A 15,664-nucleotide genomic window follows, 5' to 3' on the forward strand; every position below is an offset into this window, starting at 1 on the left:
GCGGCCGCGGGCGCGGCGGGTCGCGGCGACGGCCGGCGCGCCGGCGGCGGGGGCGGTGGTCTCGGAGGGGGCGCTGGTGTCGGGGAGGGAGGACGTCACGGGCGGGGGTGCTGCACCTTCGATCGGGGACGGGGCGGTCGACGCGCCGGGCTCCGCGGGGGCGGGCTGGCGTGCGTCGGTCCGGCCGGTGGGCACGACCGCGCCCACCTCCCCGGGGAAGGCGGGCGTGGGTGTCGTCGCGGTGGCCGGTGCCGCGGGGTCGCGCTCGTCGCGCGGGGCTGCGTGCCTGCCGCGGGACGAGCTCCGCGCGGCGGGCATGCGTTCACTCACGGTCGACGAGGTTAGGCAGCGGACCTCGGGGTCGTTCAAGGGCCCGGCGACCGACCCGGGAAGATCCCGTGACGATCCGGCGGGCGATCTTCACGAGATCCCCACACGTCCCGGGCGCCGGCGGCGGCCTCGAGCCGCCCGGACGGTGCGGCGGCGATGCCGCTGACCAGTGGCCCGGATCACCCACGCTAGCGACGCCTGTGCAAGCGCTGAAAGGCCAATGTGTGGCGAAACCGTGACGAATCGCCCAGAAGTTTGTAGCGTGAGCCCGCAGTCACCGTCGGGCATGACGTCCAGTCACGCGGCGGTGCACGTCTGCTCCTGCCCCAAGAACGGATTCCCATGACGCGTCGCTCGCTCCGTGCCTCGTTGACCGTCCTGGCGCTGGCCGCCACCACCACGCTCGGGGGCACCGCCGCCTCCGCCGCGGGGCCCGGCGCGGCGTCGCCACCGCTCCCCCTCGACCCCGGCCTGGCCACGGGCGCCGGCGACCCGGTCGCCTCCGACGACGTGCTCGCCGGCACGGAGGACAAGGTCTCCTCCGGCCTCGCCGACGCGGACGGGACCGTCACCGCGTTCGTGCAGCTCGACGCGCCCTCGGGTCTCGACGTCGCGGAGGACGGCGGCGACGCGGCCGCGGTCCAGGCCGCGACCGCGCAGGTCGAGCAGGTCGCCGAGGCGGTCGTCCCCGCCGAGTCCGACCCGGCCGCCCGCACCGCCGCGGTCGCGCCCGAGCGGATCGCGACGCTGTCGAACCTGGTCGCGGGCACGCTCGTCACGGGCGACGCCGCGCAGGTCCGGGACCTGGCCGCCTCCGACGACGTCGTCGCGGTGTACCGGGTCACGACCAAGACCGCCGACAACTCCTCCACGGACGCGTTCACTCGCGCGCTGCAGGTGTGGCAGGACACCGGCCAGACCGGCGAGGGCGTGCGGATCGGCGTCATCGACACCGGCCTGGACTACACGCACGCCGACTTCGGCGGCCCCGGCACGGTCGAGGCGTACCAGCAGGCGTACGGCGAGGACGGCACCCAGCCGGTCCCCGAGGGCCTCTACGACCCGGCGAAGTACCTCGGCGGCTACGACTTCGCCGGCCCGCTGTACGACGCGGACCCGAACTCCGAGCTGCCCGGCGCCACGCTGACGCCCACGCCGGACGACAACCCGATCGACAGCCTGTACACGTCGGACAACTCCGGCCACGGCACGCACGTCGCCGGCACCGCCGCCGGCTACGGCGTCCAGCCCGACGGCACGACCTTCACCGGGGACTACGCCACGCTGACCGACCTGTCCGACTGGCAGGTCGGGCCCGGCTCGGCGCCCGGCGCGGGGATCTACGCCCTCAAGGTGTTCGGCGACATCGGCGGGTCCACCGACCTCACCGGCCTGGCCCTCGACTGGGCGGCCGACCCCGACGGCGACGGCGACTTCGGCGACCACCTCGACGTGGTCAACCTGTCGCTCGGCGCCTCCGCCACCCCGTCCGACGACCCGGACAACCTGCTGATCGACCGGCTCTCCGACCTCGGTACCCTCGCGGTGCTGTCCGCGGGCAACTCCTCCGACATCACGGACGTCGGCGGCTCGCCGGGCTCCGCGGCCTCCGGCCTCACCGTCGCGAACTCCGTGGGCAGCCCGCAGACCTACGACGGCGTCGAGGTCACCGAGGCGCCCGACCCGGCCGCCGTCGGCACCTGGGCCGCGCAGAACTCCATCTCCTACGCCGGCACCGAGGACGTCACCGCGCCGGTCGTCTACCTGGGCGACGGCGTGGACGGGTGCGCCCCGCTGACGGACCGCGCGGCGGAGATCACCGGCAACATCGTCTACCTGTGGTGGGACGACGACGACGCGACCCGCGCCTGCGGCTCCGTCGCCCGGTGGAACAACGCCGAGGCCGCCGGCGCGGTCGGCGTGCTGATCGGCACGGAGTCGACGGTGTTCTCCGCGGGCATCTCCGGCAACCCGACCATCCCGGGTGCGCAGCTGACGGCCTCGTCGACCGACGCGCTGCTGCCCGCGATCCAGGCCGGCGGCGTGGTCGCGCACATCGGCCCGTCGCTCGCGGCGTCGGTCACGTCCGACGAGATCGGCGACGCGCTCAACCCGGGGTCGTCCCGCGGCGCGCACGGCTCGCTCGGGATCATCAAGCCCGACGTGGCGGCGCCCGGCACGCTCATCTTCTCCGCGGCGTCCGGCACCGGCGCCGAGGCGCAGTCGCTGTCCGGCACGTCGATGTCCTCGCCGCACGTGGCCGGCATCGCGGCCCTGGTCCGGGCGACCCAGCCCGGCTGGACCCCCGCGCAGGTCAAGGCCGCGGTGATGAACACCGCGACGCACGACGTGTGGACCGGCGCGCACCAGTCCGGCACCACCTACGGCCCGCAGCGGGTCGGCTCCGGCCGGGTCGACGCCCGCGCCGCGGTCGCCGACACCGTGCTCGCGTACGGCTCGGAGGACCCGGACCAGGTGTCCGTGACCTTCGGTGTCGTGGACGTGGGCGCCGAGCCCGTCACGCTGAAGAAGACCGTCACGGTGCAGAACACCGGCGCGGAGGCCGTCACCTACGACACCGCCTTCGCCGCGGCCACCACCACCGGCGGCGCGACGATCACCACCTCCCCCGCGACGCTGACGGTGCCCGCCGGCCAGCAGGGGCTGGTCACGCTGACGTTCACCGCCGACCCGGCGACCCTCGAGCGGGAGATCGACCCGACGCAGGCGACCACCCAGGGCGGGGTGCCGCGCGAGTACGTGGCGTCGCTGTCCGGCCGGCTCGTCCTGACCTCGGGCGACGCCGAGCTCCGGGTGCCGGTGCAGGCCGCGCCGCGCCTCGTCTCCGAGCTCACGGCCGACCCGGTGTCCTTCGCGGACGCCGGCTCGGGCACCGCCGCGCTGACCCTGTCGGGCCGGGGCGTCGACTCGGGCGGCTGGACCTCGCTGGTCGCGCCGCTGGTCCTCGGTGCCACCAGCCCGAAGCTCGAGGACGTGCCCGGCTTCGTCACCTCGGACTCCGCGGTGGCCTCGGGCGACCTGCGCCGGGTCGGCTGGACCTCCACCGCGCCGCAGCAGGCGGCCGCGGGCGGCGACCCGGCCGACGGCTACCTCGGCGTCGGCATCGCGGTCGACGGCGACTGGGCGACGCTCGGCCAGGCCGTGCTCCCGGTCATCGACTGGGACGTCGACCGCGACGGCACCCCCGAGGCGCAGACGGTGGTGCAGAAGCTGAGCGACGCCGCCGACGTCACGGTCGCCGCGACGTTCGACTACGACACCGGCGACGTGCTCGACGTCCAGGGCGTGAACGGCGCGTTCGGCGACGTGGACACCACGGTGTTCGACAACTCGGTGCTGGTCGCGCCGGTCGGGATCGCCGCGCTCGGCCTCGAGCCCGGCGCCACCCCGGCCGTCACGGTCTGGACGTCCTCGGACTACGCGGCCGACCCGAGCGGCCAGGTCGACGCGGCCGAGCCGTTCACGGTCGACCCGTTCGACCCGCCGTACTGGTTCGACGGCGGCGTGACCGACGCCCTGTGGTTCGCGGCGTCCGACGCCACCGAGCTCACGGTGCACCGGTCGACCACCACGGCCGCCCCGGCGGACCAGCTGCTGGTGCTGCACAGCCACAACGCCGACCCGACGACGCGGGCCCAGGTGCTCGACGTCGCCGTGCCGGAGGCCGTGGCCACGACCACCACGCTGAAGGTCACCGGTCCGGCGAAGGTCGGCAAGGACCTGACCCTCACCGCCACCGTCGCCCCCGCCGAGGCCACCGGCACCGTGTCGTTCCGCGCGGACGGCACCGAGGTCGCCACCGCGGCCGTCTCCGGCGGGACCGCCACGGCGACGGTCCGGCTCGGCGGCGGGTCGCACGCGCTGACGGCGGTCTTCACGCCGGACACCGCGGCGTTCGCGGGGTCGGAGTCGGCGGCGGTGCAGGTCGACGTGAAGAAGGCCGGCTCCACCACGAAGGTCACGCTGTCGCAGAACTCGGGCCGGTACGGCTCCGGGACCACCGCGACGGTGACCGTCACCGGCCAGGGCGCCGTCCCGGCGGGCACCGTCGAGATCCGCGAGCGCGGGACGGTCCTGGCGACCGGCGAGCTCACCGCCGGCGAGGGGAACCAGGCCACCGCCACGATCGCGCTGCCCCGCGACCTGAAGTCCGGGTCGCACACGCTCACCGCGGTGTACACGGGCAGCGCGGACGTCGACGGCTCGCAGACCCAGCGCTCCTACCGGGTGCTCGCGACCGTCCCGACCATCACCCTCGACACCCCGTCCTGGACGGTGCCCCGCGGCGCGACGCCCGCGGTCACCGTCACGGTCGCGGGTCCGGAGGGCGCCCCGGCCGCCGGCGGCAAGGTGACGGTCCTGGCGGGCATCAAGCCCGTCGCCACCGTCGCGCTGACCGACGGCTCCGCCACGGTCACCCTGCCGGCCGTCAGCCGGACCACCACGGTGACCGCGCTGTACACCGGCGACGGCGGCTACACCCCGACGCTCACGATCGGGGTGCTGAAGGTGCGCTGAGACGCGCCCGCCGCGCCCGGTCCGGGCGCGGCGGGTCGGCGCGCGGGGCGCGCGGCGGCGGTGGGGACGCGGGGGTCGTCCGCTCCCTGGGGCGCCGCCGTCCGGCGCGGGAGGGCGGTGCGGACGGGCCGGGGGGATCCAGGGCCGGCCGCACCGCGAGGGGGGTCACCGGGGGGCGGTGACCCCCCTCTCGTGCGCCGGGCCGCGCCCGCGCCGGCGCGTCGCTGGTCGTCACAGCTGTGCGGGCCGCACCTGGTCGCCACCCGATTCTCGCTGGGCCACCCGATCGGGAGGGTGGCGGCGCGAGGATCGGGTGGGGAAGGCGCCGCCGCCCGGGCGCGCCGCGCGGCCCGCGCGTCAGCGGTTCGCGAGCGCCGTCAGGACCCGGCGGACGCTCGACTCCAGCCCCCAGCGGGCCGTCAGGTCGACCAGGGCAGCGCCGTCGACGGGCTCGCGCGGGAGGGCGAACGCGTCCGGGCCGGCCGGCGGCGCGCCGTCGGCCAGCCGCACCGGCGCGTCCGCCGCGACGCGCACGACCCCGGGCGCGACCGCCAGGTAGTCGTCGGCCGCGACGAGCCGCTGCCGCTGGGTCGCCGTGAGCCCGCGGTCGCCGGCGTCGCGCGCGGCCAGCAGCCCCGGCAGGTCGTCGTACTTGGCGAGCATCGCGGCGGCGGTCTTCTCCCCGATGCCCGCCACGCCGGGCAGGCCGTCGCTCGGGTCGCCGCGCAGCACCGCCATGTCGGCGTACGCGCTCCCGGACGCCACGGCGTACTTCTCGCGCAGGCGCGCGCCGTCGACGACCTCGATGTCCTTGATCCCCCGGATCGTGTAGAGCACCCGCACGGGCGCCTCGTCGTCGACCAGCTGGAACAGGTCGCGGTCGCCCGTCACCACGAGCACCGGCGACCGCTCTCCCGCCGGCCGCGCCACCTCGCGCGCGGTCAGGGTGCCGATCACGTCGTCGGCCTCGTAGCCCTCGGCGCCGGCGCGGGCGATGCCCAGCGCGGCCAGCACCTCGGCGATCACCGGCACCTGCGGCGCCAGCGCGTCCGGCACCTCCTCCGCCACCGCCACGCCGTCGGACGACGCGGCCGCCGCGGCCTCGGCTCCGCCGACCGCCCGGTGCGCCTTGTACGACGGGATGGCCGCGACCCGGAACGCCGGGCGCCAGTCCTCGTCCCAGCACGCGACCAGCCGGTCGGGCCGGTGGTCGGTGACCAGCCGGGCGATCATGTCGAGCAGGCCGCGCACCGCGTTCACCGGGGTGCCGTCGGGCGCCTTCACCGAGTCGGGGACGCCGTAGAACGCCCGGAAGTACAGGGACGCGGAGTCGAGCAGCATCAGCGCGTGACGGTCGGCCATGCCCCGAGTGTGGCAGGCGCGGCTGCGTCTCGGCGGGCACTAGCCTCGCGCCATGACGGGAGCGGGCTGGGAGCACACCGACGCGTGGATCCTCGCGGCGATCGGCGCGGGCACCCGGCACGACGAGCTGAGCGCGCTCGTCGGCGCCGCGGACCACTACGCGCACGACATCCCCTCCGAGGCCGACCTGAGCCGGTCCGTCGGCCGGCTGCTGGCGTCGGGGGTGCTCGCCGAGGCCGACCGCACGTGGGAGCCGACCCCGGCCGGCCGGGCGCTCTGGGAGCGCAGCGCCGGGTCCGGCTACGACCGCGTCGTCTCGCTCCACGACGCCCTGGCGTCGGTCCCGCTCGTCGAGGGCCGGCGAGAGGTCCCGCCTGGCGCCCTCGACCGCGCCGCCCACCGGCACGCGCACCCCTTCACCTGGCGGCTGCCGCGGCGCCGGCCCCGCTACTCGAGCCGCGGCCGGCACTGAGCGGACCGCGGCGACGCGCCGCGGCGAGCGCACCGCGTCAGGCCGAGGCCCGCTCCACCAGCGACGTCGGCAGCGTGATCCGGGCGGGCTCCGCCCCCTCGACCACCTCGAGCAGCAGGCGCACCATCTCGGACGCGATCCGCTCGAACGGCTGCCGCATCGTGGTCAGGCCCGGCTCCAGCGTCGCGGCGAGCCCGGAGTCGTCGAAGCCGCCGACCGCGACGTCGCCCGGCACGGACCGCCCGGCCTCGCGCAGCGCGACGAGCGCACCGGCGGCCATGAGGTCGGAGGCCACGAACACGGCGTCCAGGTCGGGCCGCCGCTCCAGCAGCTCGCGCATCGCCGCCTGGCCGGACGCCCTCGAGTAGTCGCCGTGCGCGACCAGGTCGTCGTCGTACAGGTCCCCGAGCGCGGACCGGTACCCCGCGAGCCGGCGGAGGCCGCCCGGGGTGTCGAGCGGGCCGGTGATCGTCGCGACCCGGGTCCGGCCGCGGGACAGCAGGTGCTCGGTCATCCGGCGCGCGCCGCCCGCGTCGTCCGCGGACACCCAGCCGATCCGGTCCTCGTACCCCAGCGGCTCGCCGCAGGCGATCGTCGGGACGCCCTGGCGCAGCAGCTCGCCGACGACGGGGTTGCCCCGGTGCGACGAGATGAGCAGCACGCCGTCCACGTGCCCCGCGGCGACGTAGTCGGTGATCCGCCGCCGCTCCTGCTGGTTGCCGGCGACCATGAGCAGCAGCGGCATCTCCCGCGCGGCCAGGGCCTCCGCGGCCGCGCGCAGCAGGATCGAGAACGTCGGGTCCTCGAACAGCAGGTGCTGCGGCTCGGTCAGCAGGAACGCCACCGAGTTCGACCGGCCGGTGACGAGGCTGCGCGCGTGCTGGTTCGCGGAGTACCCGGTGGACCGGATGGCCTCCTGCACCGCCGCGAGCGCCTCGGGCGACACCCAGTGCCCGCCGTTGAGCACCCGGGACACGGTCCCGCGGGAGACGCCGGCGGCCGCGGCGACGTCGCGGATCGTCGGGCGTCGGCGCGCGGTCGTGTCCACGACCCCTGACCTTACGGGCACGTCAGCCCTTCACGGAGCCGGCGGACAGACCGCCGACGATGTACCGCTGCAGGGACAGGAACAGCGCCAGCACGGGGATCGAGCCGACGACCGCGCCGGCCGCGAACAGCCCCCACCGCGACGTCAGCTGGTTGGACACCCACTGGTACATCCCGACCGCGAGCGTCCAGTTCTCCTCGCTCGTCAGCACGATGCGCGCCAGGATGAAGTCGCCGAACGCGGAGATGAACGCCAGCAGCGCCACGACGGCGAGGATCGGCGTCACGAGCGGCATGATCAGCCGCCAGTAGATCTGCGAGTGGGTGGCGCCGTCGATGCGCGCGGCCTCGTCGATCTCCCGGGGCACGGAGTTGAAGAACCCGTACATGAGGAACGTGTTCGCCCCGAGCGCGCCGCCCAGGTACACGCAGATCAGCGCGACCCGCGAGTTCACACCGAGCGCCGGGATCACGTTCCCCAGCGAGATCAGCAGCAGGAACACGGCGACGAACGCCACGGTCTGCGGGAACATCTGGATGATCAGCAGCGAGGTGAGCGACGCGCGCCGCCCCTGGAACCGGAACCGGGAGAACGCGTAGGCCGCGGCGGCGCCCATGAGCACCGCGCCGAACGCCGCCACGCCGCCGATCAGCAGGGTGTTGCCGACCCAGGTCCAGTACAGGGTGTCGCCGAGCGCGACGAAGTTGTCCAGGCCGACGGTGCGGAACAGCGAGCTGGACCCGGCGAGCGAGCCGGACGGGTCGAGCGCGGCGGACAGCGCGTAGACCAGCGGGAAGACCGCGTAGAACACGATGACGAGGCCGACGGGGTACTTCCAGCCGATCTCCGCCCACCACCGGGCGCGCCGGGCGCGGGTCGGGCGGTCGGGGGCGGCTGCGGCGGTCCGCTGCGCGGGGTCGGCGAGAGCCATCTCAGATCTCCTCGAGCTTGCGGGTCCGGCGGAACGCCAGGCCGGAGACGACGCCGATCACGACGAACACCACGATCGACAGGGCGCTGGCCAGGCCGTAGTCGGCGCGGCCGCCCGACACCCCGGAGATCTGGTAGATCGCGGAGATCAGGATGTCCGTCGACCCCATCGGGGTGCTGACCCCGGGGAACGCCGGGCCGCCGCCGGTGAGCATGTAGATGATCGTGAAGTTGTTGAAGTTGAAGGCGAACGACGCGATGGCCAGCGGCGCGGTCGACACGAGCAGCATCGGCAGCGTGATCGAGCGGAACTGCCGCCAGCGCCCGGCGCCGTCCACCCGCGCGGCCTCCATGACGTCGCCCGGCAGCGCCTGCAGCGCGCCCGTGGTGACCAGGAACCAGTACGGGTAGCTCAGCCAGAGGTTGACCCAGAGGATGGCGGCCTTGGCGAGCCAGGGGTCGGACAGCCAGCCGATGTCGGCGCCGAAGAAGAACCAGTCGTTGACGACGCCGAACTCGGAGTTGAGCATCCCGCGCCACAGCAGGGCGGACATGAACGCCGGGAACGCGTACGGGAGGATGAACAGCGTCCGCAGCACCTTGCGGCCGCGGATCCGCGGGTCGTTGTAGATCAGCGCGAACAGCAGGCCGAGGCCGAAGCTCGTGAGCACGGTGAGGATCGCGAACGCGAACGTCCAGACGGCGACCTTGAGCAGCGGCCCCGCGTAGCTCGCGTCGGTGAAGGCCCGGACGAAGTTGTCGAACCCGACGTTCACGTACCAGCCGGCGGCCAGCCGCTCGCCGTCCTCGGCGACGAACTGCCCGCGGTCGCTGGGGCTGTAGACGGCGCCGGTCTCGGTGTTGGTGATGGTCTGCGCGTCGGGGTCCCAGACCAGCCGCGAGGTGTACACCGCGGCGGTCGATCCCTCGCGGGTGCGCAGCGAGCCGTCCTCGGCGTCGTCGGACACCGGGACGCGCAGCGCGACGACCTCGGCCTGCAGGTCGGCGTCCGCGTACAGCTGGGCGCGCGGCACGACCTCCCAGCCGGGCACCGCGACCGGCGTGCCGCGGTCGTCGACCTGCGCACCGCCGACCGCGTCCAGCGGCTCCTCGGCCGTGCCGACGCGGACGGTCCCGTCGTCGTTCACCGCGAACCCGAGCGCGTCGCCGTCGCGCACCACCGCGAGCGGGTACTCCGGCGAGCCCTCGACCTGGCGCTCGTCCTGGATCAGCGCGGCGTCGACGGCCTGCTGCATGCTGCCGAGGTGGCCGGTGCCGTAGTTGGTGAAGGCCACGTAGCCCGTGTAGAGCAGCGTGAACATCTGGAACACGGCGAGGAACACCAGGCCGGGGAACAGGTACTTCAGCGGCAGGGCGCGGCGGGCGAAGTAGATCCAGTCGGCCGCGGCGAGCAGCACGACCAGCGCGGCGAGCACCACCCAGGCGCCCGCCCGGTACGCCGAGAGGATCGCCAGCACGCCGCCCGCGTTGACCACCATCATCAGCAGGAGCTTCACGGCGAAGCCCCAGCCGAGGCCGCGCCACGCGCGGGCGTGCGACTCGCGGGGCTCCGGGGAGCCCGGCTCGCCGGACCGGTCGGGCGGGGTCCCGGGCGGGTGCTCGGCGGTGCTCGTGCCGACGGACATCGTTGCTCCTCGTGCGGGTGGTGGCGGGCGCGGGTCCCGGGGAGGCGGGCGCGCGGCCCGGGGTGGTGCCGGTGGTGCGGGCGGGGCGCGCACGCCCCGCCCCAGATCAGGCGCCATGTCTTGTGGGTTCGGAGGTGGGGAGAAGAGACAGGCCCGCACCCGGGGGTCAGCCGATCGCGGACTCGACGCTGGTGACCATGGAGGTCCAGGTGCTGTCGGGGTCCTGGCCGGTGATCAGCGCGATCTGCGCGGCGTTCCAGAAGTCCCAGACGGCGCCCATCTCGGGGATGTTCGGCATCGGCACGCCGTTCTGCGCCGACGCGAGGAAGCCGGCGATGACCGGGTCGTCGCTGACCTGCTCGGCCACGGCGGTGAGAGCCGGGATGCGCGGGTCGGCGTCGTACAGCGCCTGCTGCGCCTCGTCGGTGGCGACGTAGTTCGCGAGGAAGTCGTTCGCGAGCAGCGCGTTCGACGACTGCGCCGACAGGTAGAAGCCCTGCACGCCCACGAACGGCGCCGCGGTGCCGCCGCCGGCCGACGGGATCGGGCTGACCGCGACGTCGACGCCCGCGTCCTGGTACGTGGGGATGGTCCACGGGCCCTGGATGATGAACGGCGACTGGCCGGTCGCGAACAGCTCGTTGCCGATGTCGTAGTCCACCGTGTCGGTGAAGTAGCCGGTGCCGGCCGAGCCGTTCTCGTGGATCCACCGGGCGTACGCCAGGCCGGCGTCGCCGCCCATGCCGACCTCGGAGGTGTACGAGCCGTCCTCGTCCTGCACGAACACCGGGGCGCCGAACGACGTCTGGAAGGCGTACGACGTGTACATGTCGCCCTCGGCGCCGTTCGTGTAGAGGATGAACGGCCGGTCGGCGAAGCCGGCGTCGGTCGCCATCTGGATCATCTCGTCGAACGTCTGCGGGGCGGTGTCCCCGACCAGCGCGGTGTTCTGGATCAGCGCGACCGACTCCTGCGCGTACGGCAGCGCGTACAGCTGGCCGTCGTAGGTGAAGGCGTCGAGCGTGACCTGCTCGAAGTCGTCGGCGCGGGAGCCGAGGCTGATCGTGTCGACGACGCCGGACTCGACGAACTCGCCGAGCCAGTCGTGCGCGCCGACGGTGATGTCCGGGCCCTCGCCCGTGGGGACCTGGGCGAGGAAGTCGGCCCGGAGGTCCTCGAAGTTCTTCTGCACGACCGTGACGGTCGCGCCGCTGTCCGCCTCGAAGTCCGCGGCGGCGTTCTTGATCGCCTCGGCGCGCTCGGCGTCGGACCAGATCACGAGCTCGCCGCCCGAGCCCGCCGCGGCGGTGCCGCCGTCGGCCGTCGTGGCGGGGGCGGGGTCGCCGCTGCACGCGGCGAGGAGGGCCACGGTCGCCGCTGCGGCGACGCCGGCTGCGAAGTGCCTGCGCATGTGTCGTCCTTTCCGGGAGGGCCGCCGCTCGCGCGTCGATCGCGTCCTTGCGACCCGTGGTGGGTGCGGGGGCGCTCGGTGCGCCACCGCGGTACGGGCTGCCGGCCACCCCGGCCGCCGGAGGGGTCCGGCGGGGCGGGCGGCAGCCGCGGTCGTGCGGTCAGCGACCACCCCCCTGCGGGCGCGCGGCGGTGCGCAGCACCGCCACCTCGCCCGCGCCGACCTCGTACGACTCGCCGGCGTCGGTGCCGGAGAGCAGCTCGGTACCGGGCACCGCGAGGGTGACCGGCTCGTCGCGGTGGTTCACCGCGACCACGTAGTCGTGCGCGTCGCCGCGCCGGACCGTCACCTCGACGCCCTCCGGCAGCCCCGACGGTGCGATGCCCGCGTCCGCGTAGACCGCGGCGAGCACCGGGGCGAGCGCGTCGACGCCCAGCTTCGTGCTCACGTACCAGCCGGCGCCGGCGCCGTGCGCGTGCCGGGTGATCGCGGGCAGGCCGTCCGCCGGGCCGCCGCGGTAGGTGCCGCGGACCTCGGCGCCGTCCAGGGCCAGGTGCTCGCTCCACGCCGCGGTCGGGATCGTCGCGCCGTCCAGGTCGACCGCGACCTCGTGCTGCGGGCGCACCGGCAGGAACTCCTCGACCGTGAGGCCCAGCGCGGTGCGCAGCGGCGCGCCGAAGCCGCCCTCGTGCACGGCGTCGTGCTCGTCGACGACGCCCGCGAAGCAGGACACCAGCAGGGTGCCGCCCTGGGCGACGTAGTCGGCGAGGTTCTTGCCGGCCGCCTGCGTGACCAGGTACGACGACGGCGCCACCACGAGGCGGTAGCCGGACAGGTCGTCCTCGGGGTGCGCGAAGTCGACGGTCACGCCGTCCCGCCACAGCCGCTCGTAGTACGCGCGGACCCGCTCGCGGAAGCCGAGCTCGTCCGACGGCCGCCACTCGAGGTCCTGCGCCCAGAGCGACTCCCAGTCGTAGAGCACGGCGACGTCCGCCTGCACCCGCGAGCCCCGGACCTCGGCGAGCCGGCCGAGCTTCGCGCCCAGGTCGACGACCTCGCGGAACACCCGGGACCCGGTGCCGGCGTGCGGCAGCATCGCCGAGTGGAACTTCTCCGCGCCGGAGCGGGAGGCGCGCCACTGGAAGAACAGGATGCCGTCCGCGCCGCGACCCAGGTGGGTGAACGCGTTGCGGTGCATCTCCCCCGGGCGCTTGGCGATGTTGTGGCCCTGCCAGTTCACCGCCGACGTCGAGTGCTCCATGAGGATCCACGGCTTGCCGCGCGCGACGGACCGGGTCAGGTCCGCGGACAGCGCCAGGCCGACGTGCGCGTCCTCGTCCGGGGACCACAGGTAGTGGTCGTCGGACACGACGTCGACCTCGCGGGCCCAGCGCCAGAGGTCGGTGTTGTACGACTGGTGCGCCATGAAGTTCGTGGTCACCGGCTGGGCGGCGTGCGCGCGGATCGCGTCCCGCTCGGCGCAGAAGCACGCGCGCAGCTGCTCGTCCGTGAACCGCGCGAAGTCGAGCCGCTGCGCCGGGTTGGGCGTCGAGGCCGTCGCGGCGGGCGCGCCGACGTGCTCCCACTCCCCGTACACCTGGCCCCAGAACGCGGTGCCCCACGCGGCGTTCAGGCCGTCGAGCGTGCCGTAGCGCGCGCGCAGCCAGTCGCGGAACGCCGCGACCGACGCCGGGGAGAAGTCCTCGCCGACCGGCGCGCCGTACTCGTTGTGGACGTGCCACATCACGACGGCCGGGTGGTCGGCGTACCGGCGGGCGAGCTCGCCCGCGATCCGGGCCGCCGCGGCGCGGTACTCCGGCGACGACGGCGAGACCATGCCGCGCGAGCCCGGGCCCAGAGCGGTGCCGTCACGGGTGACGACGCGCGCCTCCGGGTAGGTCGCGTAGAACCACGCCGGGGGCGCGGCGGTGGGGGTGCCGAGGTCGACCGCGATGCCGTTCGCGTGCAGCAGGTCGATCACGTCGTCGAGCCAGGCGAAGTCGTACTCCCCCTCGCGCGGCTCGAGCAGCGCCCAGGAGAAGATGCCGACGCTGACCAGGTTGACGCCCGCCTCGCGCATCAGGGCGACGTCCTCGTCCCAGACGTGGCGCGGCCACTGCTCCGGGTTGTAGTCGCCTCCGTAGGAGATCCCCTGCGTCGGCCAGCCGAACTCCGTCATCCCGCTCCTGCTCCCTCACCTCGCTGTGCACGGTCACAGTAGGCAAAGGTCCAATAGGAAGCACAGCCCGGGTGGTGCTCTGTTATGCAACTGTGACCGTGCACGGGCCACGCATCCTGCGACCGACGCGTCGCCAGGGCGCGGCGCCCAGGGTCGCCCCCGCCCGCCGCGCCAGCGTGCCCGGCGTGGAGGTCGCCGTCGTCGTCACCGCCCACGACCAGCGCGAGCAGGTCGCCGCGGCCGTCGCCTCGGTCCGCGCGCAGACCACGCCCTGCGCCGAGCTCGTGGTGGTCGACGACGGGTCGACGGACGCCGCGTCGCTGGCCGTGCTCGACCGGCTGCGCGCCGACGGCGTCCGGGTGCTCCGCCAGGACGACGCGGGGGTGGGCGCGGCGCGGAACGCCGGGATCGCGGCGACGCGGGCGCCGCTGGTGCTGGTGCTCGACGGCGACGACCGGGTGGCGCCGACGTTCCTCGCGCGCGTCGCGCCCCTGCTCGCCGACCCCGGCGCGGTCGCGGCGTCGTCCTGGCTGGCGCTGTTCGGGGTCGCCTCCGGGGTGGTCCGGCCGGGCGGCGGCACGCTCGTCGACTTCCTGCACCGGAACGCCTGCCCGGGGTCCGCGGTGCTGCGGCGCGCGGCCTGGGAGCGCGCCGGCGGGTACGACGAGGCGATGCGCTCCGGGTTCGAGGACTGGGACCTGTACCTGGGGATGCTCGCGGGCGGCGGGCGGGTCGCGGTCGCCCCGGAGCCGCTGCTGGAGTACCGGACGGCGCCCGCGTCCGCGAACGTGCGGAGCATGGAGCACCGGCTCGCGCTGTTCCGCGGGCTGGTCGGCAAGCACCTCGCGGCCTACGACGCGCACCTGGCGGACGTGCTGGTCGCGCAGGAGGCGACCGCGGTGCGCCGGCTCGGCGAGTGGGAGGCGCTGGTGGCGGCCGACCCGGCGCTGCCGCTGGTGCAGCCGACGTTCGGCGACGGCGGCATGGCGGCGCACGTGCGCGTCGCGACGGCCCGCGCGTCGCGCGCCGAGCGAGTGCCCGACGCGTCGGGCGAGTAGCCGGCGACTGCTCACTCGACGCGTCGGTCGCCCTCTCGGCCGGCGAGGGGGCCGGGGGGCGCCGAGGGGGCGCCGCGCCGGCTCCCCCGGGGTCAGCGGCGGGTGCGCGCGGCCAGGGTCGCCAGGGTCAGCGCCACCGCGTCCTCGGCGAACGCGCCGCGGAAGTCCGGCCCCCGCTGCGCCGCCCAGGCGCGCCACGCGGCGCCGCCCCAGGTGCCGGCGGCCGAGAACAGCGCCGCCGTCGCCGCCGGCAGGACCACCGAGCGCCCCCGCTGCCGCGCCAGCGCCACGCCGCCGAGCGCCGCCGCCACCGCGCGGCTCTGCGGCCCGGGCGGGTTCAGCCGGCTCGGGGTGCTCGGCAGCTTGTCGCCGGTGAGCTCGACGAGGACGCCCAGCCGGGCGCCCAGGCGCTTGAGCCCCCCGTTGGAGGGGTCGGCCAGCGTCGGGGCCGCGAGCGCGAGCGACGCCCGGCTGCCCGCGGCGACGCCGAGCACGGCGCTGCGCAGCAGCAGCCCGGCGGCCGTCCCGCGGCGCCGGGGCGGCGGGAGCGCGATGGTCGGGTCGCCGGGCACGGGGCCCGGGCCGGCGTGGGTGCGGTGCACGGTGCGGTCGTGTCGTCGTCCCATCCACCGACGGTCCCGTGCCCCGCGCTGGTCGGCAACCGCTGGACCGGCCGGGGGGACGCACCG

At 75.3% G+C, this 15,664-nt stretch carries 10 protein-coding genes; 3 read left to right on the forward strand and 7 right to left on the reverse strand.

All coding sequences use genetic code 11. The features are described 5' to 3' along the window. The first annotated feature begins 672 nt into the window (after positions 1-672). Positions 673-4,869, forward strand: coding sequence for a S8 family serine peptidase (locus AC3WUG_RS17830; RefSeq protein WP_492328889.1), 4,197 nt, complete (start codon positions 673-675; stop codon positions 4,867-4,869). A gap of 357 nt (positions 4,870-5,226) precedes the next feature. Here AC3WUG_RS17830 and AC3WUG_RS17835 read toward each other — a convergent pair whose 3' ends face one another. Beyond that, on the reverse strand, positions 5,227-6,231 hold the full coding sequence (locus AC3WUG_RS17835; protein ID WP_492328890.1) for a 5'-3' exonuclease: 1,005 nt from the start codon (positions 6,229-6,231) through the stop codon (positions 5,227-5,229). Positions 6,232-6,283: 52 nt separating this feature from the next. Between AC3WUG_RS17835 and AC3WUG_RS17840 the strand changes: the two genes are divergently transcribed. After that, positions 6,284-6,703 carry a hypothetical protein gene (locus AC3WUG_RS17840; protein ID WP_492328891.1) on the forward strand — a complete coding sequence of 140 codons (420 nt, stop codon included), beginning with the start codon at positions 6,284-6,286 and terminating at the stop codon, positions 6,701-6,703. Between the two features lie 37 nt (positions 6,704-6,740). On the opposite strand, the gene AC3WUG_RS17845 is transcribed toward AC3WUG_RS17840, so the two are convergent. The 5 genes from AC3WUG_RS17845 to AC3WUG_RS17865 all read right to left on the reverse strand — a co-directional run bounded on the left by AC3WUG_RS17845 (position 6,741) and on the right by AC3WUG_RS17865 (position 13,917). Further along, the gene (locus AC3WUG_RS17845) at positions 6,741-7,751 is read right to left on the reverse strand and encodes a LacI family DNA-binding transcriptional regulator (protein ID WP_492328892.1); all 1,011 of its coding nucleotides are present in this window, start codon (positions 7,749-7,751) and stop codon (positions 6,741-6,743) included. A gap of 22 nt (positions 7,752-7,773) precedes the next feature. Further along, entirely contained in the window at positions 7,774-8,682 is a 909-nt protein-coding gene (locus AC3WUG_RS17850) for a sugar ABC transporter permease (RefSeq protein WP_492328893.1), read from the reverse strand. Between the two features lies 1 nt (position 8,683). Continuing rightward, the gene (locus tag AC3WUG_RS17855; RefSeq protein ID WP_492328894.1) at positions 8,684-10,327 is read right to left on the reverse strand and encodes an ABC transporter permease subunit; all 1,644 of its coding nucleotides are present in this window, start codon (positions 10,325-10,327) and stop codon (positions 8,684-8,686) included. Between the two features lie 166 nt (positions 10,328-10,493). Beyond that, complete coding sequence (locus AC3WUG_RS17860) at positions 10,494-11,738, reverse strand: sugar ABC transporter substrate-binding protein (RefSeq protein ID WP_492328895.1); 1,245 nt, start codon at positions 11,736-11,738, stop codon at positions 10,494-10,496. 160 nt (positions 11,739-11,898) lie between these two features. Continuing rightward, positions 11,899-13,917: a beta-galactosidase gene (locus AC3WUG_RS17865; RefSeq protein WP_492328896.1), complete on the reverse strand. Its 2,019-nt coding sequence runs from the start codon at positions 13,915-13,917 to the stop codon at positions 11,899-11,901. Positions 13,918-14,102: 185 nt separating this feature from the next. Between AC3WUG_RS17865 and AC3WUG_RS17870 the strand changes: the two genes are divergently transcribed. Beyond that, a complete protein-coding gene (locus tag AC3WUG_RS17870) occupies positions 14,103-14,975 on the forward strand; it encodes a glycosyltransferase family 2 protein (protein ID WP_492328897.1) in 873 nt (290 codons plus the stop codon). A gap of 92 nt (positions 14,976-15,067) precedes the next feature. Here the strand turns inward: AC3WUG_RS17870 and AC3WUG_RS17875 are convergent, their stop codons facing one another. Next, positions 15,068-15,601, reverse strand: coding sequence for a hypothetical protein (locus AC3WUG_RS17875; protein ID WP_492328898.1), 534 nt, complete (start codon positions 15,599-15,601; stop codon positions 15,068-15,070). Positions 15,602-15,664 lie beyond the last annotated feature (63 nt).

Source organism: Cellulomonas sp. EB106-03-03-XG116, assembly GCF_058792015.1.

What these genes read in the sequence shown, in the direction of transcription:
- AC3WUG_RS17875 (WP_492328898.1), bottom strand. Translation starts at nt 15,601, where the DNA reads ATGGGACGACGACACGACCGCACCGTGCACCGCACCCACGCCGGCCCG.
- AC3WUG_RS17840 (WP_492328891.1), top strand. Translation starts at nt 6,284, where the DNA reads ATGACGGGAGCGGGCTGGGAGCACACCGACGCGTGGATCCTCGCGGCG.
- AC3WUG_RS17850 (WP_492328893.1), bottom strand. Translation starts at nt 8,682, where the DNA reads ATGGCTCTCGCCGACCCCGCGCAGCGGACCGCCGCAGCCGCCCCCGAC.
- AC3WUG_RS17860 (WP_492328895.1), bottom strand. Translation starts at nt 11,738, where the DNA reads ATGCGCAGGCACTTCGCAGCCGGCGTCGCCGCAGCGGCGACCGTGGCC.
- AC3WUG_RS17830 (WP_492328889.1), top strand. Translation starts at nt 673, where the DNA reads ATGACGCGTCGCTCGCTCCGTGCCTCGTTGACCGTCCTGGCGCTGGCC.
- AC3WUG_RS17835 (WP_492328890.1), bottom strand. Translation starts at nt 6,231, where the DNA reads ATGGCCGACCGTCACGCGCTGATGCTGCTCGACTCCGCGTCCCTGTAC.
- AC3WUG_RS17855 (WP_492328894.1), bottom strand. Translation starts at nt 10,327, where the DNA reads ATGTCCGTCGGCACGAGCACCGCCGAGCACCCGCCCGGGACCCCGCCC.
- AC3WUG_RS17865 (WP_492328896.1), bottom strand. Translation starts at nt 13,917, where the DNA reads ATGACGGAGTTCGGCTGGCCGACGCAGGGGATCTCCTACGGAGGCGAC.